Origin of the sequence: Candidatus Koribacter versatilis Ellin345, assembly GCF_000014005.1 — a bacterium.
Classification (GTDB): Bacteria; Acidobacteriota; Terriglobia; order Terriglobales; family Acidobacteriaceae; genus Korobacter; species Korobacter versatilis_A.
In genome coordinates this window covers 2,111,612-2,134,030 of record NC_008009.1, presented here as the reverse complement: position 1 = coordinate 2,134,030, position 22,419 = coordinate 2,111,612, and the positions used below count along the sequence as shown (strand labels likewise).

Here is a 22,419-nt window from a genome sequence, read left to right as displayed (position 1 = left end):
ACGAAACGGCAATGATTATCCGACGAATCTGTGGAGTTGCACTTCTTTTCTTTGCAGGTGCGGCGTTTGCGGCAGATGCCAAGCCGCAGTACTTCACCAATGTGCGCGACGCCCATGCAGCCCCTGGCACGAATTACGTCGCAATGGACGCCGATATGTGGGCGCATACCCGCGTCGACCTTGGGGATATCCGACTCTACAACGGCACCAAGGAGGTGCCGTATGCGTTGCGCGAGCAGGGGAGCGCGGAGTACAGCGAGCAGCATGCGGTGAGGGTGCTGAATAAGGGCGTGGTGCCGGATGCAACGGTGTTTGATTTGGACATGCAGGGCGTTGACCAGTACGACCAAGTCACGCTGCAGGTGAATCAGAAGGATTTCAACACCGAAGTTCGCGTCTTCGGAAGTAACGATATCGAAGGCAAGAATGCGATCAAACTCGCAGTCGCACCGATCTTCGATTTCTCAAAACAGAAGCTTGGATCGAATTTGACGATCCAATTACCCCCTTCCACCTTCCGATACCTTCATCTCACGATTCCAGGTTTGCTCGCCAACAGCGGGCACACAATCATGCCAGAACATATAACTGGCGCGACGGCCAGCAACACGAATCGCACAACGGCGATCTGGGACGCCGTGGGAGTGAGCATCTTACGTGGGCAGAATCCGCATGAGAGTGTGTTTGAAATCGAGGTACCGAAGGGCGTGCCGCTCGACCGGCTTCAGTTCGCGATGCCGGGTGAGCGGGTGAACTTCCGGCGCAACGTGACGGTGGAGGCGCGCAGGGACGACAAGAGATTGAAGCCGGACGAAGGATGGGAAGCCGTGGCCGGTGGCGAGATTTCTCGCGTTCGATGGGTAGGTGGGAATATTCACGAGGAACTTGAGATTGCGACGCATGACACCCGCGCGATGCACTGGAGAGTGACAGTGCAGAATGGCGACGATCCGCCGCTTCCGGTGCAAGTGACGGCGCAAACGGTGGAGCGTCGGATTTACTTCGATCCGCAGGGCACGAGCATTGTGCGGGTGTATTACGGGGATGAGCAGGTCCCCGCGCCGGTGTATGACTATGCGAAGTTCTTTCGCGACGCTGATGCAAAGAAGGCCACGGAAGCGAAGCTTGGGCCGGCGATGGACAATCCGGAATTTGCAAGCCGGCCGGATGAGCGTGCGTGGACGGAGCGGAATGGCTGGGTGCTGTGGACGGCGATGGTGGCGGCGGTGCTGGGGATTGGGATTGTTGCGCTCAGAGGGTTGAAGCGGGCATAGCGCCAAGTAGAGCCATGCCCTTGCCTCTTATTTCGTCTTATCGCCCTGCTTCGCGATGATCTGATCCTTGATCTTGTCGTAGGTGGGACCGTTCACAATCTTCTGGTTCTTCAGATCAGTCTTGGTATGGTACGGACGACCAGCAATGATCTTCTGAGCGGTGGCCGGACCGATACCGGGCAGAGTAGCTAACTCATCGCCGGTTGCGGAGTTGATATCAATTTTTGCAGTGCTCTTGTCAGGAGCTGAACTGGCTTGAGATTTGGCGGTAGTCGGATTCCCGCCGCTTTGCGCAAATCCGAGCGAAGCGACGAGCGCGACGACTGCGAGCGCAAAAATCCGAACAAGGTTTTTTTTCACGCGACACCTCTCCATGCTGCAGAAGTGAACTTCACGCGCGGTTGGATGGCATACCCTGTCGGGACGTTGGCCGCAATAAAAACGGCGCGACCATTTGGTCGCGCCAAGCTGACTTACTACACCTGCTTTCGTTACCGCAAACTCTCTTCAACTTCGTTGAGCCAATCTGGACGTTTCAGGACCTCGCGTGGCTTCGGGCCATCCGCTGCGCCGACGATGCCATCCTGTTCCATGAGGTCGATGAGGTGCGCGGCGCGGCCATAGCCGACACGGAGACGACGCTGCAAGAGTGATGTGGAGGCCTTGCCGAATTCAAGGACGAGTTTGACGGCGTCCTGGTACATCGGATCGCCCTCGAGTTCGCCATCACCACCGGCACCGCCTTCGCCCATCACGCTGTTCCCTTCTTCCTTCGGGGCCTGGAGGAACTTCTGTTCATACTGCGCGGTACCCTGCGCCTTCCAGAACTCCACTACGGCTTCGATTTCCTTCTCGGTGACGAACGGCGCGTGCACGCGCTGTACGCGGGCCGAACCCGAGGGCAGGTAAAGCATGTCCCCGCGGCCGAGAAGTTGTTCGGCGCCGTTGCCGTCAAGAATGGTGCGCGAATCGATCTTGGTGGCCACGCGGAAGCTCATACGCGACGGGAAGTTCGCCTTGATCAAGCCGGTGATGACATCCACCGACGGGCGCTGCGTGGCGAGCACGAGGTGAATGCCGACGGCGCGGGCCATCTGTGCGAGTCGCGTGATGGACTCTTCGACGTTGGCTCCGTCGAGCATCATGAGGTCGGCCAACTCGTCGATGATGATGACAATGTACGGCAGCGGCTTGTGTTCGGTCTCGCCGTCTTCAAAGAGACTCGGCGTTGCGTTGCCTTCGAAGAGCTTGTTGTACTGATCGATATTGCGCACGCCTTTTTCTGCAAGCACCTTCAGACGGCGCTCCATCTCGCGTACTGCGTTCTTCAGCGCGTTCGAAGCCAACTTGGGTTCGGTAATGATCGGTGTGTAGAGGTGCGGCACGCCTTCATAGTTGCCGAGTTCCAGTCGTTTCGGATCCACGAGGATCAGGCGGACCTGTTCGGGCGTGGACTTGTAGAGCACCGACATGATGAAGGCGTTGATCGCCACCGACTTGCCCGAGCCGGTGGAACCGGCAATTAGCAGGTGCGGCATTCCGTTGAGCTCCGCACAAACAATCCGGCCGTTGATATCTTTGCCGAGCGCCAGCGTGGTCTTGCTCTTGCCGCCGATGAACTCGTTGGACTCGACGACTTCGCGAAGGAAGATGGTCTCGCGCTGATGGTTCGGCACCTGGATACCGACCGTGCTCTTGCCCGCCATGCGCTCGATGAGGATGCTCTCGGCCTTCATCGCGAGGCAAAGGTCTTCGGCGAGGCCGGTGATGCGGCTGTATTTGATTCCTGCTTCCGGCTTGAACTCGAACGTCGTGACAACCGGGCCGGGGTTAATCTGCGTAATCTGGCCGTGGACGCCGAATTCGGCGCACTTCTCGACCAGCACTTGCGCGAGCTCCTTCAGTTCTTCTTCGTCAATCTGCTGCTGCTCGTCGGGGCGGCGCAACAACGCGGACGACGGCAGCTTGAAGGTACCGGCAATCTTCGGCATCGTGGTCTTGGGCTTCTGCAGCGCATCAGCGCGGGGACCAACAGCAATGGTTTCGGCATCGTCGTCGTCCATATCCTCGGCGGGAATTGCCGGGGTGACTGAAGCGGCAATCGGCTTCTTCGCGGACTTCGGTTCTTCTACGACTCCATCCTCTTCGAGCATTTTTTCAATGCCAGACTTCGGCTTCGATCCGCCAGCTGCGACCGGTACAGCAGGTCGCGCCATTACTGCTGCCTGCGGCGGAGCTACGCGCGCCACGGGTTGCGGCATCTCGTCGAGGCGGCCCTTTGCTGGAACGAGCTGAGCTGTAACAACGGGTTTCTGTTCACGCTTCTTTGCCAGCGCGTCTGCGGCCTTCTTATTCTCGCGCTCTTTCTTCCAATCCTGGAAGCGGTCCCACCACGCATAGGCGAACGCGAAGCGCGTCTGCGACCAGATGTGGAGTTCGGCGACGGAGAACGCTGTAGAAAGATACGTCGCGGTGACAATCGCGGCGATGCAAACGATGTATGCGCCAACCAGATTGAGGTAATGAATCATCGCGTCGGCGACGATGCGGCCCATGAGGCCTTCAATGCCCGCGCCGCGCGCCCAGTGCCAGTGCCACGGCAGCAGTCCGAGAAACGCGCTCGAGAATACGACCATCGACAGCACGCCGGAAAGCTTGCTGACGGGCGAGGCGATTGTCCGCGAACGGAACCAGCGCACGGCAAACATCACCATAAACACCGGCACGAGGAACACCGCGATGCCGATCGTTTGCAGTGCGAGGTCGGCGACGAACGCGCCGGCCATGCCGATCCAGTTGGCGACTTCGCGGCCGCCCTGGGCGGAGGACGAGGTGTTCAGCGATGGATCGCCCGGATGATAGGACACCAGCGACAGTGCCAGCAAAATGGAGGAAAGAAAAATCAGCAGCCCAACGAGCTCGTTCAGCCGCTTATTGGAAGTAGGGGTAGTCGCTCGGGCAAGAAGGGTCATCTTCGTTTTCGGCATTCCGTCAGACAGTCGCAGGGAGACTCCCGCCCCACGGTTGGGCAAAGCGAGAGAGATCGTCTTTCGGGAACACCCGAAGTTACACCAGAGCGATTCTGATTATCCCAGAACTGCCTGAAGATACAAGTGCCTAGCAAGATATTTGACAGTGGAAAAGACAGGACTCGCGAAGATCCTTCCGGCGACAAATCTTGACCATTTTGCGACGAAACACCGGCAATTCAGGTGGCATCTAAGCGCTACAGTGTCCACGGAATGGCTATTCCCCCAATTTCATCCCACCAAAACTCGAGGCGCCGCGTGACCATGAAAGCCACTGTTCCCGCTCGAAGCCGCTCGCACTTCCATCGCATTTTTGTTTCGGTTTCCGCGTCAGCACTTTTGATTGGGCTTGCCGGGTGCGGCAGCACTTCAGCTCGCGTGAGCGATTCATCGGTGGACTTCGGCCAGGTGGCGATGGGAACGCAAGTGCGAAGGATCGCGGTGAATGTGACCGCATCCGGCGACAACGACGTTACGGTTGCGCCGAAACTCAGCGGGTCGGGAGATTTCTCCATCGCTCCGGACGTGGGATGCGGGACAAAGCTGGCTTCCCATGGAACGTGCTCGGTGGTCGTGGTATTCACACCAACGAGTACCGACAGCGCGACGGCGACCCTGGATTTGGGGTTGTCGGTGAATGACCAACAGATATCGCTCACCGGCAGCGGCGTACAACTCACACCGGGACAGAGCCTGGTCACTGCGACCGACAGTCCTCTGGTAGCGCTCTATACGTATGCGCCGCAGGGTTCGGGTGACGTGCACATCGAGTTCGGTCCGGACACCAATTACGGGCTGGAGACTTCGGCGGTGACGCCCAGCGCAGGCTCTCCCGTGACGATCTATGTCGCCGGGATGCGTGCGAACTCGACGTATCACATGCGCGCTCGGACGAGCGGCGGCGAAACGGCGATGGACCAGACATTCACGACCACGAAGATCACCAGCGGTACGCTGCCGCCGATCACCGCAACGAGCAGTGGAACACCGCAGTCAGGGATCGAGTTCCTGAATCCGGGATTCAGCACGGCGAGCACTAACTTTATCGAGGCGTACGCGGTTGATCTGGAGGGCAACGTCGTTTGGGCGTATGACTATCCCGAACGTACGACCAATGCACTGCTGCAATCCTTCCACGTGTTGCCGGACGGCAACATTCTCGCGCTGATTGGGACGAGTTCGGCTGTGGCACCAAAATCGGGTGATCCCATCCTGCTCCGCGAATTCAATCTTGGCGGCGTGCCGGTACGCGATGTGACGCTGGATCAAATCAACGCGCAGCTGTCGGGAATCAGCCTGGTGGATTTGCATCACGCGGTGACCGTGCTACCAAACGGACACTGGCTGGCGCTCGCCAATGCCTACAAAAGCTTCGACGGCTTGCCCGGGCAGGGCGATGGAACGAAGGTTCTCGGCGACGTGATTGTGGACGTGGACCCGAGCGGCAAGGTCGTGTGGACGTGGAGCGAGTTCGATACGCTCGACGTGAAACGCGCGCCCGATGGTTATCCGGATTGGACGCACAGCAACGCAATTGTTTATGAGCCGGATGACGGCAATCTTCTGGTGTCGATTCGCCACCAGAATTGGGTTGTGAAGGTGGATTATCGGAACGGTGCGGGCACGGGAAAAATTCTGTGGCGGCTTGGATATCAGGGCGACTTCAAGCTGGTTAATGGGACCGAGCCGCAGGATTGGTTTTTCGGGTCGCACCAGCCGCAGTTTGTGAGTTCGTCCACGGCGGCCATGTTCGACCTCACCTTGATGGACAACGGCTACAATCGGCAGCTCACGCCGGGGGCCGCATGCACTGGTACAGGCTGCTACACGGCAATCCCGATCTATCACGTGGACGAAGCTGCTAAGACGGCGACGATCTTGTGGCGCGACGCGATCGATCCATCGAAGTTCTCTGTGTGGGGCGGCGGAACAACCGTACTCGATAATGGAAATCTTGAGTTCGATCTCTGCGCGTTGGGCAACGACTCCGAGGTAGACGAGGTCACCGTGACCGGTACGCCACAGACGGTGTGGACATTGAAAGTCACCGGACAGAATCTCTACCGGGCGAACCGGATGCCGAGCTTGTATCCGGGGGTGCAGTGGTAGCCACGGAAAACGCTGGAATCGTCGCGATTTGTGACGCTTGACGATGCGTAGCGACGTCGGCGAATTTACAATGTCTGCATGGATTCCTTCGTCATTGCAGGCAAAGCGTTCTCTTCCCGATTGATCGTTGGCACAGGCAAATACAAGAGCGGTCAGGAAACGGCTCGCGCCATTGCGGCCAGCGGCGCCGAGATGGTTACCGTCGCGGTGCGTCGTGTGAACCTCGATCGCAGCAAAGAGTCGCTGCTCGACTTTATTGACCCGAAGAAGTACTTCCTGCTGCCGAACACTGCGGGCTGCTACACCGCTGATGAGGCCATTCGTGCCGCACGGCTCGGACGCGAAGTGGGGCTTAGCGATTGGGTGAAGATCGAAGTCATCGGCGACCAGAAGACGCTCTTCCCCGACGTGCAGGCGACCATCGAAGCGACGCGTGTGCTGGTGAAGGAAGGCTTTACCGTCCTGCCTTACACCTCGGATGATCCGGTGGTTGCGCTGCGGCTGCTCGACGCTGGAGCGTCGGCGATTATGCCCTTGGGCGCGCCGATTGGCAGCGGGCTGGGGATCCAAAACAAAGCGAGCATGGCGATCCTTCGCGAAATGATCACGACCGTTCCGCTGATCGTGGATGCGGGCGTCGGTACCGCCAGTGATGCGACCATCGCGCTGGAACTTGGTGCGGATGCGGTACTGATGAATACCGGTATCGCCGGGGCGGATGACCCGGTGCTAATGGCGGAAGCGATGAAGAACGCGGTCATCGCAGGACGGCAGGCTTATCTCGCAGGCCGGATGCAGAAGAAACTCTACGCGACGGCGAGTTCTCCGCTGGAAGGCGTTTCGCGCTAGCGATAACGCAACGCAAGCACAACGATGCCGGCGGCGATCAAAATGCCGCCGCTGGCATAACTCACCCTGACCCGGTTCTCCCGACTTTCCAACTTGGCGCCGACAGAGCGCGCAGCGAACGCGTAAAGCGTCGCATTGATCATCGCCATGATGTCGAAGGTAGCGATGTAGATCGCGGATTGCTGAACGAAGGAGTGCGTCGTCGCGATGAATTGCGGTACGAAGGCAACGAAGAACAGGATGAGCTTGGGATTCGTAACCGTAACAGTGAAGGCGGTGACGAAGCGCGATTTGCTCGATTGGACCTGGGCAATTGCGGCTTCTTCGTGGGCCATGGTGGACTGGGTGCGCGCCGAGAGAATCGATCGTAATCCCAAGTACAACAGGTAGGCGCCGCCGATGATCTTGAGGACATCGAATGCCGTTGCCGAGGCACGCAGGAGAGCGCCCGCACCGGCGAGCGACGCCGACATTCCTACCAGGTCGCCCGAGCCCACACCGAGGACGGTGCTCCAGGCATGGCGCTTATGATGCGCGAGAGCGTCGGCGATCACCAATAGGACGGTGGGACCGGGCGTGCAAATAACAATGGCGCTCGTGAATACGAACGCCATGTACAGATGAAAATCCATTCGGCAATTTTACTTCCCGGCCACGGGCGTGACCGAAGCGACATGGACGGTGCCGCCCTTCATCGAACCCTTCACTTCCACATGCTTGCCGAGGACGTCTTTCACGGCATCGGGGTTGTCGATGGGTACGACCTTGCCATCGGCGTCGGTGACGAGCACAGGCTTCTCGCCAGCCTCTGCACACTTCTTCGCGCAGGCTTCATGGGCTGCATTGGCGCCTTTTGCAGCGCACTTCGCATCGCTGATCCAACCGGCGTAGGTGGTGTCTTTCGCGAACGCGGATACAGCCATGAGCGAACAGAGACATAGAGCGAAACCGACCTTCTTCATTGTTGTTGGTCTCCAGGGAGAGAATCCCGCCACGGAAGTGTGATATCACAAAAGCGTCTGGTAACGCGAGCGAGGACGGTCAACAAATTGCCAAAGTTTTGCTTGTGAAGTAAGCGGTTACTCTGTGGTGTCAGTGCTTTTCCGCGGTGTTAACGGCAGGAGGATTGCCGCCCCCAGCCTTGGCTTGAGGCATGACGTATACCACCTCACCCGGGCGGGTATAGTGCAACTGTTCGCGAGCCTCGCGCTCGATGGCAGACTTGTCCGACTTGAGCGATTTCACGTCCTTCTGGAGCGCGGCGTTTTCGGTATTGAGCTTCTGGAACTCGCCTTGCAGCCGCTGATACTCGGCTTTCTTTTTCTGGTACACCATCCAGCCGTTGGCGCCGAAGACGACGTGATAGAAGACGGCGCAGGTCAGCAGCGCCGTGGCGACGATGGCTGCCTTGCGCTTCCACTGCTCCCAAACTTCCTGCCACTGTTCTACAAATGTCATCTTCTATCCAAATACGAACTGCTTGGCGGCGGCGCTCAGATCCTTCAGACCCTGCTCGCTGCGCGCCTCGGTGTATGCCCTGACCACCGGTTCGGTACCGCTCACGCGGTAGCAAACCCAGGAGCCGTCGTCGAGAACCAGCTTCAGTCCGTCCTTGCGATTGATTTCAACGACACGCTTGCCGTGGAAATCCTTCGGCTCGGACTTCAGTTTTTTAGTGAACGTCTCTTTCTGCTCCGGCGTCAAGTGGAAGTTCTGTCTTTCGGGGTAGAAGGAACCAACCTTGCCAAATAGTTCGTGTAATTGTGCGCCCATCGGCTTGCCGCGTTTCGCAACCATCTCGCAGCAGAGAAGGCAGGCAAGCACGCCGTCCTTCTCGGGAACGTGATGACGGATCGACAATCCTGCGCTCTCTTCCCCGCCGATGGCGATCTTGTCCTGCTTGATCAGTTCGCCGATGTATTTGAAGCCGACCGGCGTTTCGTGCAGCTCCACCTTATGATGCTCGGCAAGGGCGTTTACGAGGTTCGTGGTCGCGACAGATTTTGCGACACCGTTCTTCCAGCCGCGGGTTTCGACGAGATAGTCGAATAGCAGGGCGATGATGTAGTTGGGCTGGATGAAGGTCCCGTCGGCGTCAACAATGCCAAAGCGGTCGGCGTCGCCATCGGTGGCAATGCCGATGCCAGCGCCAGTTTCCTTCATCTTGGCGCGGAGGTCGTTGAGCAAATGATCATCAGGCTCCGGAGCGTGTCCTCCGAACAGAACGTCGCGAACATCGTGGACAGTCGCGGTGGAGACTCCGGCATCGCGAAGCAGGCTGTCGGGATAGCCGCGGGCTGCGCCCCATAGGGGGTCGTAGACGACTTTCAGGCCGGACTTCTTAATGGCGGCGAGGTCAACGACCTCCTTCAAACGCGACAGGTAATTCGCTTTGATGTCGATGGTCTCAGCTTCAGGGTCGGAAGAGTTCGGCTTCACGGGATCCACGGCGTCGAGCTTGGCGATTTCGGCCTCGATCCCCTGTGTCGTTTCAGGCAAGGCGGGAGCGCCGTCGGGGGTGGAGTACTTGATGCCGTTGTATTCCGGCGGATTATGCGAAGCGGTGAAGTTGATAGCGCCACCAGTCTTGCGGGTCATGATTTCCCACGCGATGCCGGGCGTGGGCGCAGCGTCGTTGATCACGAACGGTTTCACACCGTGGCTGGCAAGGATTGCCGCCGCTTCGGCGACGAACGCTTCGCCGAGAAAGCGCGGGTCACGCCCGACGATAAGCGACGGGTGCTGGTCGCGCCTGGCGACGAACTTGGCGATGCCGGTAACGGCGCGGCGGACGTTTGCAAAGGTAAAATCCTCGGCCACGATGGCACGCCATCCCGAGGTCCCAAACTTAATCTGCGTTGCCATTGCTAGCCTTCGATGCCGAAAACACAGGCGGGTTGGATTCGACCGCTTGACCGAAAAAACATTGTAGCCCGTCGGCTTGCGTTGAGAGCTGTGGAAGCCGCAGAATCAGTGGCCATGACCGATGCGAGAATCATTTTGACCACCGTCGCAGTGCACGAGACCGCGATGTCGATCGCCCAAACGCTCGTGCAGGAGAAGCTCGCGGCCTGCGTGAACGTCGCACCGGCAGTCGAGTCGATCTATTGGTGGCAGGGCAAGATGGACCACTCACTCGAATATGTACTGACGATCAAAACCGCAGCCGGCAAGGTAGACGCACTGCGTGAGCGCCTGTTGAAACTCCATCCTTACGAGGTGCCCGAATTCGTAGTACTTGCCGTCGAAAGTGGCAGCGAGGCTTATCTCGGGTGGATTCGGGAGAGCGTCAGCTAGCTTTTCTGGCGTCGATATTGAGTCGCCAATAGTCGAGCGTGAAAGCCGGTTTATCCTTCGCGCCGAGCTCGGTCATCCGTTCAAGCAAATGTTCTGCAGCGTCGGAGGGCATGTGCGAGATGTGCGCCCGCAGGATTACGGTGCGCAGAAACTCGTGGTACCGATCGGGGTCGTCAATGGTGGTAGGCGTCGATTGCAGCCAGGCTTCGGCATCCGCGAAGCCGGCACGGCGCAGGCGTCCTGTAGTTTGTTCCGGTAACGCGTAGACCCAAGGATTTTCGAATGCCACCATCGCGCTGCGCAAAACGCGGTCTTCGGAAATCAGGCGGTCGGCGCGTCCCCGAATGATCTCCAGGTTCGGGCCGCCACCGCACTGCGCAACCACATGGCCGCCGGGCTTAAGAGCGCGAAACAGGCTACGGAAAAGAGCGTCGTGGTCCTTCACCCAATGAAAGGCCGCGGTACTGAAGACGATGTCCACTTCGTTCTCCAGCGGTAAATCCGCCATGTCTGCCCGAACGTAGCTCACGCGTCCGTTGAACTGGGAGTGAAGATGCTCCCGCGCACCGGCAAGCATGTTTTCCGAAACATCGGAGGCGATGACGCGCCCTTTCGGCAACCTTCGCGTCAGTTCTGCCGTCACGCGCCCGGTGCCGCATCCGGCGTCGAGCACGGTTTCGTCGCCGCGCAACATAACGCGGTCGAGGACCTTCAATCCCCATTGAAACTGCGGGTCCGAGAGCTGGTGATATTGCGTGGAATTCCATTCGCGGGGGTGCGAAGCCATGCAAATAGATTAATACTCGTCGCACGATATCGACAATTGTCGATGCAATTTCCTGCAGCTTACAATTCCGGCAACACGCGATGGACGAGCGAAATTGCGATGGAACCTTCGCCCACCGCCGACGCCACCCGCTTCACGTTGTTTGCGCGGACATCGCCCACGGCGAACACGCCCGGCAGGCTGGTCTCAAGCATGTAAGGCTCGCGGCGGAGGGGCCACTTTGAAAGGTGCCCGTTCCCGTTGACAGGATCGAGGTCGCGGCCAGTGAGGATGAACCCTTTGTCGTCCATCTCAAGACAACCCTGCAACCATTCGGTGCGCGGCGATGCGCCAGCCATGATGAACACATGCCGAATGTCGTGGCTCTCGACCGTGTTGCTCTCGCGGTTGATCCACTCCACGCTTTCCAGGTGATTCTCGCCGTGCATCGCGGCGATCTCGGTGCGAATCCGCAGATCGATGCGCGGGTTCTCCTCAATGCGCTGGATCAAGTAGCGCGACATCGTGTCCGAAAGATTTCCAGATCTCACCAGCATGTGGACTTTGCGCGCGGTCTGCGACAGGTACACGGCTGCTTGTCCTGCCGAGTTCCCTCCCCCGACGACAATGACTTCTTCTTCGCCACAGAGCTGGGACTCGAGAAATGTTGCGCCGTAGTAAACGCCGTTGCCCTCGAACTGCTTCAGGTTGGGAATGTTGGGCTTGTTGTAGTGCGCACCGCTGGCGATCACAATTGCTCGGGTGGCGATGCGGCTGCCGTCTTCAAGGAGCACTTCGTAAGGACGCTCATCGCAACGGACGCCGACGACCTGGTTGGCGATGAGCATCTTGGCGCCGAATTTTTGCGCCTGGGTGAGCGCGCGTGAGGCAAGCTCCTGCCCGGAGACTCCGGTTGGAAATCCGAGATAATTCTCGATCTTCGAGCTTGAACCCGCCTGACCACCGGGAGCTTCCGATTCAATGACTAATGTATCCAGCCCTTCGGATGCGCCGTACACCGCGGCGGCTAATCCCGACGGGCCTCCACCGATAACGACCACATCACGCAACTGCTTTGTGTCAACGCTGGAGTTGAAGCCGAGGCAATTCGCCAACGCAGTTGTGGATGGATTGCGCATGACCGTGCGCCCGTTGCAGATCACGACCGGAATGCACTTGGTCGTCACCTTGAAGGCATCGAGCATCTCCTGCGCGCCTTTGTCGGTATCGAGGTCCATGTACGTATAGGGATAACCGTTGCGCCCGAGAAATTCACGGATATGGAGCGTGGTTGCCGAGTAGCGCGAGCCGAGCACGACGACGTTTCCGTAACCCGCACGCACAAGCGCAACACGCCGCAGAATGAAGGCGCGCATGAACACTTCGCTCAACTTGGCGTCACTGTTGATGATGGAGCGGAGGGCGTCGGGCGTGATCTCAAGGATTTCGCCCGGTTTGGAGATTCGAGCGCGCACGAGGCTGCGCTGACCGGAGATCATGTTGAGTTCGCCGGTGAAGTGTCCGGGAGTGTGCACGACGATCGAACGCTCGCCCTCGCTCGTTGGCTGAACGATTTCCATTTCGCCGGAAAGCACAACAAAGAACGGTATGTTCGGGGTATTGGGTTCGAAAAGAATATCGCCGGATCGGCCCTGGCGGATCTTGCCGAATGCGCGCAGGCGGTCAATCTCACTCTCGGCGAGGGTTGGAAAGATGTCGGTGGTTGCGTCGGGATTACTGGGTATCGGCCAAGTGGACATGGTTCGCTCCGGCGTAACAGTTTAGCGTCGGACCACACCGACACGTTATCGGGTGTAAGACGCACAAACGTGCGCTAAGGATTCAAATGTGCAGGCAACCGAGACCAAAGTCTCTAAGGGAACAGTTTCATAAGGCCCTTGGCGCCGAGATCAGGCACCAGGAACTTGCGTTGATTTCCCGTGGCGAAACTCAACGCTTCTGCCGTAAGGTATCCGCCGCGCACTGCACCTTCCATGGTGGCAGGCCAGCCAGTGGCAGTCCAATCGCCACTTAGAAAAATACGCGGCCACGGCGTGATTGGGAGCGGGCGGTAGCGATCTCCCTGCGGCGCGGGTGAAAACGTGGCGTGCACCTCTTTGATCACAGCCGACTTCAGGACGCGCGCTTCTTTAGCCTGCGGAAAGAACTCGTAGAACTCTTTCAACGCGAGATCGAGAATCTCATTCCGGCCCATGGTCAGCAGCGATTTGGAAGAGCTCACTACGAGTTCAATGTGGCTACCGGCAGCGAGAGGCGCGCCTTCGTCACGTTGGCCGCGGAGGAGCTTCGACTTTTGGAACATCCACTGGATGGTTCGATCGAGAAGCACAGCGTGCTCCAGCGGCGTGACTTCGCGGTCGAACCAAAAGTGAATGCCGGTGATCGGCACGGTCTTGAGTTCGCCAATCTGTGAGCGGAGCCCCTCACTGTCGGCTTCTGGGAGCAGTTTTACGGATTCGAAAAAGGGCGCTGCGAGAACGACATAATCGCTTTCGATCTGCTCGCCGTTCACGCGCAACAGAACGCGCGAATCCTGCAAAGTGAGTTGGTCTACCGAGGCTCGCAACACGACTTCGCCACCACGCTTCTCAATGTATTCGCCGGCACGCCCGTAGATGTCGCTCAGTGGCGCCGCAGGAACGCCCATCTTCCCTGCCTCCGCCGACTTCAGGAACGACTCGCGAAAAACCATCGCGGCGTACCGAACGGAAACCTGGTCGAGATCATCATTGAGCGCGCTAATCAACACCGGCGCCCAGAAGCGATTGATGGCGTGCTCGGTTTGGCCGTGGCGCTTGAGCCAGGAAAGGAAATTGTCTCCGGATTCTTTCGGCAGTCCGCGCATGAGCGCGAGCATGGCGCGCGCGATAGAAAGCTTATCGCCGAGACTGAGCACTTTGAACTTCAAAAACGCCGGCGAGGCGTGGAGCGGCGCGGGCAGGCCGGAAGGCTCGATGGTTCCAGCTTTGCCGTTGGGGAGCATGAAGGTCAACTGCTCAAACCAGCGGATCTGGTCTTCGACACCGAGGCGTTTGTAAAAGTCGAGGAGATTGGTGCAGCAGCCGAGCAGCACGTGCTGGCAGTTGTCCACGACTTCGCCGGTAGCGGGATGCTGATAGGACGACGCGCGTCCACCGAGGAACGGCTTGCGCTCGAAGAGCTTCACCGAGAAGCCGGCGTCCGCGAGGGCGCATCCGGCTGCGAGGCCGGCGAGACCGCCGCCGACAATGGCCACACGTGCCTTCTTGCCCGTCGGTTGCTCTGCTTTCAATTGGGTTGCGGTGAGAGTGGCGCTCATGACAGGCGACGCACGAGCCCCTTTGCGACGATCTTGAGCTTCTCGCCCGTGGTGAGGCGCACGCGGTCGGTGAAGACGTCGTACTTCTTCGCGGCGATCTTCTCCATCAGTTGGCGATAGATTTCGACCAGCGCCCAGAGCGCGGGTTGGCTGTCGTCGTCAATCAAGCCAACGAGTTCCTGCGCCGATTGGTAGTAGCCCATTGCGCGCTCGCCTTCGAGTTGCAGCACGGGCTGCAACTGCTCCAACGTCGGCCAAGCAGCAACGGCTTCGGGAGTGATGCCGAAGGTCTGCAGGTCACGTTCGGGCAGATAGACGCGGCTCATTGCGGCGTCTTCTTTCACGTCGCGAATGATATTGGTCAACTGAAACGCGATGCCGGTACGCTCTGCGAGCTTCTCAGCCTTGGGATCGCGGTAACCGAAGATCTTGATGCAGACAAGTCCGACGACGGAAGCCACGTGATAGCAGTAGGCATACAAGTCGTCGAATGTCGGGAAGGTGAGGATGCGTTTGGTCAGGACGGCCGTGCTTCCGCCCTCAGCTGCTACTGATTCTGTGACTGCGGGCGTGTCGTCGTGCAGATCCATCATGGTGCCGAAGACGAGCTTGTCGAGCCACTCCATCGGCACTTCGTAGGTCTTCTGCGTGTGGGCTAACGCGATCAGGACGGGGTCGTCGGTGGGTTCGCCAGCAATTGCGCGATGGAAATTGTCGAGCAATGTAGAGAGCTTTTCGCGACGAACGAGAACGGGGATGGCTTCGTCGTCGGAGATGTCATCGGCGTGGCGCATGAACGCGTACACAGCGCAGAGCGCGTTGCGCTTGCGGCGTGGCAGCACCAGAAATGCGTAGTAGAAATTTTTGGCCTGCGAGCGCGTGATGTGGCGGCACACGGCGTAGGCCGTCGAGAGTTGCAGCGGATGTTGTTTCTTCTCCGCGCTCACAGCAGCTTCCCCGCAGCCGCGCGCAGGACTAGCCACAGCTTCTTTGGCTTCGAGATCACCGGACGCGACTTGAGCACGTCGTAACCTTGCCGCTCGATCGCGTTCAGAATTTCCAAGCCGCCATTCGAGAAGAGCTCAACATCGAGAGCCAGTTCGCGGTTGACCATCTTCACCAGCGGCAGGCCTTTGGCGAACCACTCGCGCGCACGGGCGACTTCAAACTTCATCAGTTCGAGGAACTGCGGCGTGGAACGACGGTTTGCGATGTCGTCTTCACTGACGCCAAATTTCTGCATGCTGTCGAGCGGAAGATAGATGCGGCCCTTGCCATAGTCGACGGAGACATCCTGCCAGAAGTTTGCGAGTTGCAGCGCGGTGCAGGTGTAGTCGGAAAACTGCTGGCGCTCGGCGTCTTTGTAGCCACAGAGGTAAAGCACGAGATGTCCGACGGGATTTGCCGAGTACTTGCAGTAGGCAAGGACATCGTCGAAGGTCGGAAAACGGGTGATGGTCTGGTCCTGGCGAAAAGCGATCAGCAGGTCGGAAAATTCATGCTTTGGAATTTCGAACTCACGAACGGTCTCGCGTAAGGCGACAAATACAGGATGCCGCGGGGTGCCATCGTAGCAGGCATCGAGCTCGTGCTCCCATTCGTCGAGCAATTTCAGCGAGAGCTGGGTGTCGCCGACCTCATCGCCGAGATCATCGGAGATGCGGCAGTACGCATAGACGTTGAAAAACTGCTGATGCAGATGTTTGGGCAGGAACCAGGTGACGACGGAAAAGTTCTCGTAGTGGCTGGTCGCGAGGCGCTTGCAATAGGCCTGCGCTTCGGCGAGCGAAGGCGCCGTCGCCGGAATGGCGTACTCGAGCGGCAAACGATCCCACCCGGCTTCCACGTGTTGATTGGTATCAACGGGCACGCTTGGATGCTGTATGTAACTCGCCATGCGACTTAACTATTGAAGATCAGTGTCCTGGGATGATCGCGGTCTTGATCTCGCCGCCGCGCTCAATCATCATCTTGAACACCTGTGTCAGGCGCGACAATGGCGCTTCCCCGGTAATGTAATCGGAGCCTTTGATCTTGCGCTCTGCGATCAACGCGAACGCCTTGCGCACTGTTTCCGGGGTGTGATGGAACGTGGCCTTCAGCGTGATCTCCGAATAGTGCAGGCGCTCGGTGTTCAGGTTGACTTTGGTTCCTTTGGCGCAGCCACCGAAGAAATTCACGGTGCCGCCCTTGCGAACCATATCAATCGTCCACTCCCACGCATCCGGTCGCCCAACCGCTTCAATCACAATGTCGGAGCCACGATGCTCCGGTGTCAGCTCGATGACCGCCTTCACTGGATCGTCCACCTTCGTGATCTGCACAACTTTGTGCGCGCCCATTTTCTTGGCGGCTTCCACTTGCTCGTCGTGCTTTACAACGGAAATCACTTTGCAGCCAGAGATCGAGGCTGCCTTCACGAACATCAGGCCGATCGGACCAGCGCCGATGACGGTAATGGTGTCGCCGACTTCCATACCGGTTTCATGCAGGCCGCGCAGCACGCAGGCCAGCGGCTCGATGACGGCAGCTTCGTCGAAGCTAACGCCATCCGGAATCACGAGCAGGTTCTTCTCGACGATGCGTTTCGGAATCAGAATGTACTCGGCATAAGCGCCGTTATTGAAGAGCAGGTCTTCACAAAGATTTTCCTGGTGCTTGGAGCAGTAAAAGCAGACCCCGCAAGGTGCCGAGTTGAGCGCGACCACGCGCATTCCTTTTTTCAGGCGCTTTACTCCGGGCCCAACCTCTTCCACAATGCCGGCGAGTTCATGGCCGAACAGTGCCGGGGGCACGATCATCCGGGCATGGTAACCGCGACGATACACTTTTACGTCGGTGCCACAGGTCAGGGCAACCTGCACCTTGACGAGGATTTCCCCTTCACCGACTTTCGGAACCGGCACCTTTTCGATGCGAACATCCTCTTTGCCATAGAGGACTGCGGCCGTCATCGTTTTGCTCACTTCGCCTGTCCTTCCCACGCCATACGAGGTTCGATCATGATCTTGAGCGAATCCGGTTGCGGGCGCGCCGCCAACTGCAAAGCTTCCACCGCCTGCTCCAGCGGGAAGCGATGCGAGATCAACTTTTCCAGGTCCATCTCGCGGCTGAATACAAAATCTACCGAATCTTTCTGTAAATCTACTGAAGCGCTATACGAACCCAGCAGCGTTTTCTCATCCATACACACCGCGGAAGGGTCGAACTTCGCCTCCGTGCGCTGAGTGTGCGCAAATAACATCACTCTACCGCCGGGCCGGACCGCGTCCATAGCCGTGCGGATCAAGCCGTTCACCGGAACCGCCAAAATCGACGCATCGGCACCGCGTCCTTCCGTAAGGTCGCGCATATGGGCCACAACGTCTGTCTGATTGGCATCTATCCCGTTTTTCAGCCCCAGAGACTCTCCTATTGTAAGCCTCTGTGGGAACAAATCGGAGGTAATCACCGTTGCTCCGGCCCTTTGTGCCAGGAACGCCAAGATCATGCCAATTGCACCTTGGCCGATCACCAACACCGTTTCCCCAGACTTAAGCGCCATCGTTTCAATAGCCTTCTGGCAGGTGTTCACCGGCTCCACGAAGGTTGCGAGGTCATACGAAACATGATCAGGGAGTTTCACTACGCCGCCCCGATCCACGATCCAGTCCATTACTCGCACATACTCGGAGAATCCCCCACCGCTTGGTTCGTAGCCTGCCGTGACCCCGACCTTTTTGTATGTCGGACACTGCGCAAACACTTTGTGTCGACAGTAGTAGCACTCCTGGCATGGGATGTGGTGGAAGGCGAGAACGCGATCGCCGACTTGAAACTTTGTCACGCCGTCGCCAGCTGCAGCAATGACTCCGGCAGTCTCGTGGCCAAAAATGCGGGGCGCGGAATGGGAACCCGTCGAGATCTTCTTTAGGTCGGTGCCGCAAATACCGCAAGACGCAACCCGGATGAGCACTTCCCCACGCCCGATCTCGGGCACCGGTACAGTCTCGAGGCGGACATCATTGAGGCCGTGGTACACCGCAGCTTTCATCGAAGCGGGAATCGCCTCATCCTTCTCATTGCCAATTTGTGTCGCAGTCGACATAAAGTACGCACCGCTAGGATTGCGGCTTCAATGCTCCCTGTTCGTGATTGCTGAACTGCTCAATATGATGCTCCAACGCTTTACAAAGCTCCATAGAGGCCTTATGGCTATTCCGTGCTAAGGCCCGAGTTGGGCCCCACCAGGACGGGCGAAACAGCAATTTCGCTCCAAACTTCACAGCGTGGAACGTGCCCCCCGTGTCCACAAACTCGTTCATCGGCGGCATGGGAAAGTCCACCTCGTCCGAAATCGCCTTCACGGCATAAAACGGCAGTCCGCAGGAATCAGCGATGCTCGCAACGCCTGCGGCTTCCATTTCGATAGCGTCGGCGACGAACTCTTCGCGCAATTCTCGCTTTCGATCTTCGCCGGCGATGGAGCGACCACTGACAATCGTTCCGCCCGATTCCGGCGATTGGCTGGTGAAGCGCTTCCCGGTCGCAACATTAACGATTGTGCTAGGGACCAACACATCTCCGATTTTCAGGTCGCGCCGCAACGCTCCCGCAAACCCTGCCGAAACCAGGCAACTTGGCTGCTCACGCGCGACCAACGTCATGGATGCCATCGCCGCGGGTGCGGTTCCGATGCCAGCCACGACCACCACCGCCCGTTCACTTTCAAAGAACGTCAACCCGCGTTCGCGGACCTTGCGCCAGCCACGTACCAGCGACTTGACTTCCTGCCGCATGGCACAAACAATCGCGACACGGCCTGCCATTATGCGTACCCATGGGCGCGAAACCATTCCGCCGCGCGGCGTAGCCCGTCGTTCGCAGACCCTGCCTTGTAACCAAGATCCGCCTCCGCCTTAGCAGAGGAGACATACATTTTCTTCCTGCCCATGCGCACAGCGTCAAGATTCGCTCGCGGCTCTTTCCCGCGGATGTAGCCGGTAACAACGGTATCCACCGCGCCGGCCGCGAGCGCAACAGCATAAGGTAACTTTACCTTCGGTGAGGGCAGTCCCGAGATCGAAGCAAGCTTGTCGAGAATCTGCTTCAACGTCAGGTTCTCGCCCCCGAGAATGTATCGTTCCCCACTGCGTCCGCGCTCCATCGCGTTGATGTGACCCTGCGCGCACTCGCGGACATCCACCAGATTCAGGCCCGTATCCACGTAAGCGGGGAATTTCTTCTTCAAAAAGTCCACAACGATCTGGCCAGTCGGTGTCGGCTTGATGTCGCGCTCTCCGATCGGCGTGCTCGGGTTCACAATCACCACATCCGCTCCGGCCTGTGCCATTTCCAGCGCCACCTGCTCGGCCTGGAACTTCGACTTCTTGTAGTGGCCGATCATCATTCCAGCATGCACGGGGGTCGCTTCATTGACGATGTAACCGTTGTAGCCGAATCCCATGGTCGCCACGCTCGAGGTATAGACCACTCGCCGAACTCCGGTCTCCTGCGCGGCGCGGATGATTGATCGAGTCCCCTCAACGTTCGAGGCGTACATCTCTTCCGGATTGCGCGTCCAGAGCCGGTAATCGGCCGCGACATGAAATACGACCTCGCAGCCAGCCATGCCTTTCTTCAGCGAGTCGAAATCCCGCAGATCGCCGACGATACGCTCGGCCTTCAGCATCTCGAGGTTCTCGCTACGGCTCGTCTTGCGCGTAAGCACACGAACCTCGGCACCCATGGCCTCTAACAGCTCGGCCACATGACTGCCTACGAATCCGGTCGCCCCTGTAACGAAAGCTTTCAAGAGCTACGCCTGTGGTCCGAGCTTCACCTTCTCATCGAGCGGCGTATTCAAACGCCGCAGATACTCGGCAAAAGCGATGAGCGGGAAATACTCGGCGTACATGGTGTATTTGAGGTAGAACACGCGCGGGAAACCGGTGCCAGTGATCCACTTTTCCCACCAAGATCCATTCGGCTTTTGGTTCTCAAGCAGCCACGCGATACCGCGCGTCACCGAATCGCTCCGCAGATCATTCGCCGCCAGCAACCCCATTACAGCCCATGCTGTCTGCGAGGCCGTGCTCGGTCCCTGCCCGCGCAATTTCGGATCGTCGTATGAGCCCACGCTTTCGCCCCAACCACCGTCGGGGTTCTGCACCATACGCAACCATTCGGCTGCCTGTTGCACCATGGGTTCGTGGTGATCCACGCCGACCGCCGCGAGTCCGCGGAGGCAAAGCATGGTGCCGTAGATGTAGTTCACGCCCCAGCGACCAAACCAGGAACCGTCAGGTTCTTGCTCACTCTGAATGAACTTGACGGCGCGCTGCACAACTTTGTCCTTCAGCGAGTACCCGTGATGCGAGAGGGCTTCCAGGACGCGTCCCGTAATGTCGACCGTCGCCGGATCGAGCATGGCGTTGTGGTCAGCGAACGGGATGTACTGGAAGACCATCTTGTTGTTGTCTTTATCAAACGAGGCCCAGCCGCCGTTCTTGCACTGCATGGCGAGTTGCCAGTCGAGAGCGCGCTTGACGGTGTCGTCCTGGTAGCGTTCGTTGGATGTCCGCACGTGGTTCAGCGACAGAATCACCTGAGCGGTGTCGTCCACGTCGGGATAGAACTCGTTATTGAACTCGAAGTACCAGCCACCCGGCTGCACGTTGCGGACTTTCACCGCCCAATCGCCCTTGTGCGTCACCTGCTTCTTCAGCATCCACTCAGCGGCCTTTTGCATGCGTGGATCGCTGCCCGGCACGCCGGCTTCGCCAAGCGCATACAGCGCGTATGCCGTGTCCCACACTGGTGACATGCACGGTTGCATGCGGAATGTGTCGTCTTCCTCGATACCGAGCTTCTCGAACTCGTCCATCGCACGGATCACCTGCGGATCGTCCGTGGAATATCCAAGTGCGCGCAGCGCAATGATTGAATTCAAAATCGCAGGATAGATCCCACCGAGTCCGTCACTCATCTCGAGGCGCTCGAGCATCCATTTCTCTGCCCGCTTCATTGCGAGCTTGCGCAGCGGACGCACGTGCACGCGCTCGAAAAAGTGCACCATGTTGTTAAGCACGAGGAAGAAGTTCCGCCACGAAAAAGGCTTCTTGTCCCAGGTCAAATGCAAATTGGCGTGACGCCCTTCGACGAACAGCTCGTCGATGTTTGCTTCGTCGGGAATTTTCTTGAATGGTTTTTTCGCGTAGCAGATTGCGAGCGGGACAAGAATGCCGCGCGACCACGACGATATCTCGTACAGGTTGAACCAGAACCAGTTCGGAAAGAGCACGATCTCCGGCGGGATAGCTGGAACCGTGTCGTAGTCGTACTGGCCGAAAAAGCAGAGATACATCTTCGAAAATGTGTTGCAGGCAGTCACGCCGCCATGGGCCAGGATCCACTCCCGGGCCTTCGTCATCTCCGGCTCATCGGGCTTGTGACCGATCAGCTTGAGCGAGAAATACGCCTTCACAGCCGCGCTGATGTTCGAAGGGCCGTCGGGGTAGATATTCCACCCGCCGTCTGGATTCTGGTGCTGCAGGATCTGCTTCCCGGCCTTCTGCATCTTCACCGGATCGCCGGTGCCGAGCAGTGTATGCATCACGATGTAATCGGATTGCAGCGTGGTGTCGGCTTCGAGTTCACCGCACCAGAAACCTTCGGGATCCTGCTTCGAGAAGAGATACCGTTTGGCGGCATCCATCGCCTGTTGAATGCGCTCGCGGATGCCGTCAATCTTGCCGAACGTTATTTCCGATTGAATATGTCTGTCGTCCATCGGTT

The 22,419-nt window shown here is 58.5% G+C and carries 20 protein-coding genes; 4 read left to right on the top strand and 16 right to left on the bottom strand.

Annotated features, from left to right (window positions below):
* Nucleotides 1–11 precede the first annotated feature (11 nt).
* Complete coding sequence (locus tag ACID345_RS09015) at nucleotides 12–1,274, top strand: DUF3999 family protein (protein ID WP_011522562.1); 1,263 nt, start codon at nucleotides 12–14, stop codon at nucleotides 1,272–1,274.
* 27 nt (nucleotides 1,275–1,301) lie between these two features.
* Here the strand turns inward: ACID345_RS09015 and ACID345_RS09010 are convergent, their stop codons facing one another.
* On the bottom strand, nucleotides 1,302–1,634 hold the full coding sequence (locus ACID345_RS09010) for a ComEA family DNA-binding protein (protein ID WP_011522561.1): 333 nt from the start codon (nucleotides 1,632–1,634) through the stop codon (nucleotides 1,302–1,304).
* Between the two features lie 131 nt (nucleotides 1,635–1,765).
* Nucleotides 1,766–4,246: a DNA translocase FtsK gene (locus tag ACID345_RS09005; RefSeq protein WP_041856482.1), complete on the bottom strand. Its 2,481-nt coding sequence runs from the start codon at nucleotides 4,244–4,246 to the stop codon at nucleotides 1,766–1,768.
* Nucleotides 4,247–4,567: 321 nt separating this feature from the next.
* On the opposite strand from ACID345_RS09005, the gene ACID345_RS09000 reads away from it, so the two are divergent.
* A complete protein-coding gene (locus tag ACID345_RS09000) occupies nucleotides 4,568–6,412 on the top strand; it encodes an aryl-sulfate sulfotransferase (RefSeq protein ID WP_011522559.1) in 1,845 nt (614 codons plus the stop codon).
* 78 nt (nucleotides 6,413–6,490) lie between these two features.
* Nucleotides 6,491–7,261 carry a thiazole synthase gene (locus ACID345_RS08995; RefSeq protein ID WP_011522558.1) on the top strand — a complete coding sequence of 257 codons (771 nt, stop codon included), beginning with the start codon at nucleotides 6,491–6,493 and terminating at the stop codon, nucleotides 7,259–7,261.
* Here the strand turns inward: ACID345_RS08995 and ACID345_RS08990 are convergent.
* From ACID345_RS08990 to ACID345_RS08975, 4 genes are all read right to left on the bottom strand, one after another.
* Entirely contained in the window at nucleotides 7,258–7,893 is a 636-nt protein-coding gene (locus ACID345_RS08990; RefSeq protein ID WP_011522557.1) for a LysE family translocator, read from the bottom strand. The two genes, ACID345_RS08995 and ACID345_RS08990, sit on opposite strands and share 4 nt — an antisense overlap.
* A 9-nt stretch (nucleotides 7,894–7,902) precedes the next feature.
* A complete protein-coding gene (locus ACID345_RS08985; protein ID WP_011522556.1) occupies nucleotides 7,903–8,223 on the bottom strand; it encodes a hypothetical protein in 321 nt (106 codons plus the stop codon).
* A gap of 130 nt (nucleotides 8,224–8,353) precedes the next feature.
* The gene (locus tag ACID345_RS08980) at nucleotides 8,354–8,719 is read right to left on the bottom strand and encodes an FtsB family cell division protein (protein ID WP_011522555.1); all 366 of its coding nucleotides are present in this window, start codon (nucleotides 8,717–8,719) and stop codon (nucleotides 8,354–8,356) included.
* A gap of 3 nt (nucleotides 8,720–8,722) precedes the next feature.
* Nucleotides 8,723–10,126 (bottom strand): phosphoglucomutase/phosphomannomutase family protein, encoded by a 1,404-nt coding sequence (locus ACID345_RS08975; protein ID WP_011522554.1) that lies wholly within the window; start codon nucleotides 10,124–10,126, stop codon nucleotides 8,723–8,725.
* 114 nt (nucleotides 10,127–10,240) lie between these two features.
* Between ACID345_RS08975 and cutA the strand changes: the two genes are divergently transcribed.
* On the top strand, nucleotides 10,241–10,558 hold the full coding sequence (gene cutA / locus ACID345_RS08970) for a divalent-cation tolerance protein CutA (protein WP_011522553.1): 318 nt from the start codon (nucleotides 10,241–10,243) through the stop codon (nucleotides 10,556–10,558).
* Here the strand turns inward: cutA and ACID345_RS08965 are convergent.
* The 10 genes from ACID345_RS08965 to shc form a co-directional block, all read right to left on the bottom strand.
* Complete coding sequence (locus ACID345_RS08965; RefSeq protein WP_011522552.1) at nucleotides 10,551–11,345, bottom strand: class I SAM-dependent methyltransferase; 795 nt, start codon at nucleotides 11,343–11,345, stop codon at nucleotides 10,551–10,553. The two genes, cutA and ACID345_RS08965, sit on opposite strands and share 8 nt — an antisense overlap.
* A 59-nt stretch (nucleotides 11,346–11,404) precedes the next feature.
* Nucleotides 11,405–13,084, bottom strand: a complete 1,680-nt coding sequence (locus ACID345_RS08960; RefSeq protein ID WP_011522551.1) for an FAD-dependent oxidoreductase — start codon at nucleotides 13,082–13,084, stop codon at nucleotides 11,405–11,407.
* Nucleotides 13,085–13,197: 113 nt separating this feature from the next.
* The gene (gene hpnE, locus ACID345_RS08955) at nucleotides 13,198–14,643 is read right to left on the bottom strand and encodes a hydroxysqualene dehydroxylase HpnE (RefSeq protein WP_011522550.1); all 1,446 of its coding nucleotides are present in this window, start codon (nucleotides 14,641–14,643) and stop codon (nucleotides 13,198–13,200) included.
* On the bottom strand, nucleotides 14,640–15,626 hold the full coding sequence (locus ACID345_RS08950; RefSeq protein ID WP_228370755.1) for a phytoene/squalene synthase family protein: 987 nt from the start codon (nucleotides 15,624–15,626) through the stop codon (nucleotides 14,640–14,642). Before ACID345_RS08950 ends, hpnE begins: the two co-directional genes overlap by 4 nt.
* A complete protein-coding gene (gene hpnC, locus ACID345_RS08945; RefSeq protein WP_083763702.1) occupies nucleotides 15,587–16,540 on the bottom strand; it encodes a squalene synthase HpnC in 954 nt (317 codons plus the stop codon). Before hpnC ends, ACID345_RS08950 begins: the two co-directional genes overlap by 40 nt.
* A 19-nt stretch (nucleotides 16,541–16,559) precedes the next feature.
* Nucleotides 16,560–17,597: a zinc-binding dehydrogenase gene (locus ACID345_RS08940; protein WP_011522547.1), complete on the bottom strand. Its 1,038-nt coding sequence runs from the start codon at nucleotides 17,595–17,597 to the stop codon at nucleotides 16,560–16,562.
* Between the two features lie 8 nt (nucleotides 17,598–17,605).
* Entirely contained in the window at nucleotides 17,606–18,730 is a 1,125-nt protein-coding gene (locus ACID345_RS08935) for a zinc-dependent dehydrogenase (RefSeq protein ID WP_011522546.1), read from the bottom strand.
* A gap of 13 nt (nucleotides 18,731–18,743) precedes the next feature.
* Nucleotides 18,744–19,451, bottom strand: a complete 708-nt coding sequence (locus tag ACID345_RS25335) for a 5'-methylthioadenosine/S-adenosylhomocysteine nucleosidase (RefSeq protein WP_011522545.1) — start codon at nucleotides 19,449–19,451, stop codon at nucleotides 18,744–18,746.
* Nucleotides 19,451–20,437: a hopanoid-associated sugar epimerase gene (gene hpnA, locus ACID345_RS08925; protein ID WP_011522544.1), complete on the bottom strand. Its 987-nt coding sequence runs from the start codon at nucleotides 20,435–20,437 to the stop codon at nucleotides 19,451–19,453. Before hpnA ends, ACID345_RS25335 begins: the two co-directional genes overlap by 1 nt.
* Nucleotides 20,438–20,440: 3 nt before the next feature.
* Nucleotides 20,441–22,414: a squalene--hopene cyclase gene (gene shc, locus ACID345_RS08920; RefSeq protein WP_011522543.1), complete on the bottom strand. Its 1,974-nt coding sequence runs from the start codon at nucleotides 22,412–22,414 to the stop codon at nucleotides 20,441–20,443.
* Nucleotides 22,415–22,419: the final 5 nt, after the last annotated feature.

Coding starts and splice junctions, on each gene's coding strand:
- ACID345_RS08995 (WP_011522558.1), top strand. CDS start 6,491: ATGGATTCCTTCGTCATTGCAGGCAAAGCGTTCTCTTCCCGATTGATC.
- shc (WP_011522543.1), bottom strand. CDS start 22,414: ATGGACGACAGACATATTCAATCGGAAATAACGTTCGGCAAGATTGAC.
- ACID345_RS09015 (WP_011522562.1), top strand. CDS start 12: ATGATTATCCGACGAATCTGTGGAGTTGCACTTCTTTTCTTTGCAGGT.
- ACID345_RS08990 (WP_011522557.1), bottom strand. CDS start 7,893: ATGGATTTTCATCTGTACATGGCGTTCGTATTCACGAGCGCCATTGTT.
- ACID345_RS09000 (WP_011522559.1), top strand. CDS start 4,568: ATGAAAGCCACTGTTCCCGCTCGAAGCCGCTCGCACTTCCATCGCATT.
- ACID345_RS08935 (WP_011522546.1), bottom strand. CDS start 18,730: ATGTCGACTGCGACACAAATTGGCAATGAGAAGGATGAGGCGATTCCC.
- cutA (WP_011522553.1), top strand. CDS start 10,241: ATGACCGATGCGAGAATCATTTTGACCACCGTCGCAGTGCACGAGACC.
- hpnE (WP_011522550.1), bottom strand. CDS start 14,643: ATGAGCGCCACTCTCACCGCAACCCAATTGAAAGCAGAGCAACCGACG.
- ACID345_RS08980 (WP_011522555.1), bottom strand. CDS start 8,719: ATGACATTTGTAGAACAGTGGCAGGAAGTTTGGGAGCAGTGGAAGCGC.
- hpnC (WP_083763702.1), bottom strand. CDS start 16,540: ATGGCGAGTTACATACAGCATCCAAGCGTGCCCGTTGATACCAATCAA.
- ACID345_RS25335 (WP_011522545.1), bottom strand. CDS start 19,451: ATGGCAGGCCGTGTCGCGATTGTTTGTGCCATGCGGCAGGAAGTCAAG.
- ACID345_RS08965 (WP_011522552.1), bottom strand. CDS start 11,345: ATGGCTTCGCACCCCCGCGAATGGAATTCCACGCAATATCACCAGCTC.
- ACID345_RS08975 (WP_011522554.1), bottom strand. CDS start 10,126: ATGGCAACGCAGATTAAGTTTGGGACCTCGGGATGGCGTGCCATCGTG.
- ACID345_RS08940 (WP_011522547.1), bottom strand. CDS start 17,597: ATGACGGCCGCAGTCCTCTATGGCAAAGAGGATGTTCGCATCGAAAAG.
- ACID345_RS09005 (WP_041856482.1), bottom strand. CDS start 4,246: ATGACCCTTCTTGCCCGAGCGACTACCCCTACTTCCAATAAGCGGCTG.
- ACID345_RS08985 (WP_011522556.1), bottom strand. CDS start 8,223: ATGAAGAAGGTCGGTTTCGCTCTATGTCTCTGTTCGCTCATGGCTGTA.
- ACID345_RS08960 (WP_011522551.1), bottom strand. CDS start 13,084: ATGTCCACTTGGCCGATACCCAGTAATCCCGACGCAACCACCGACATC.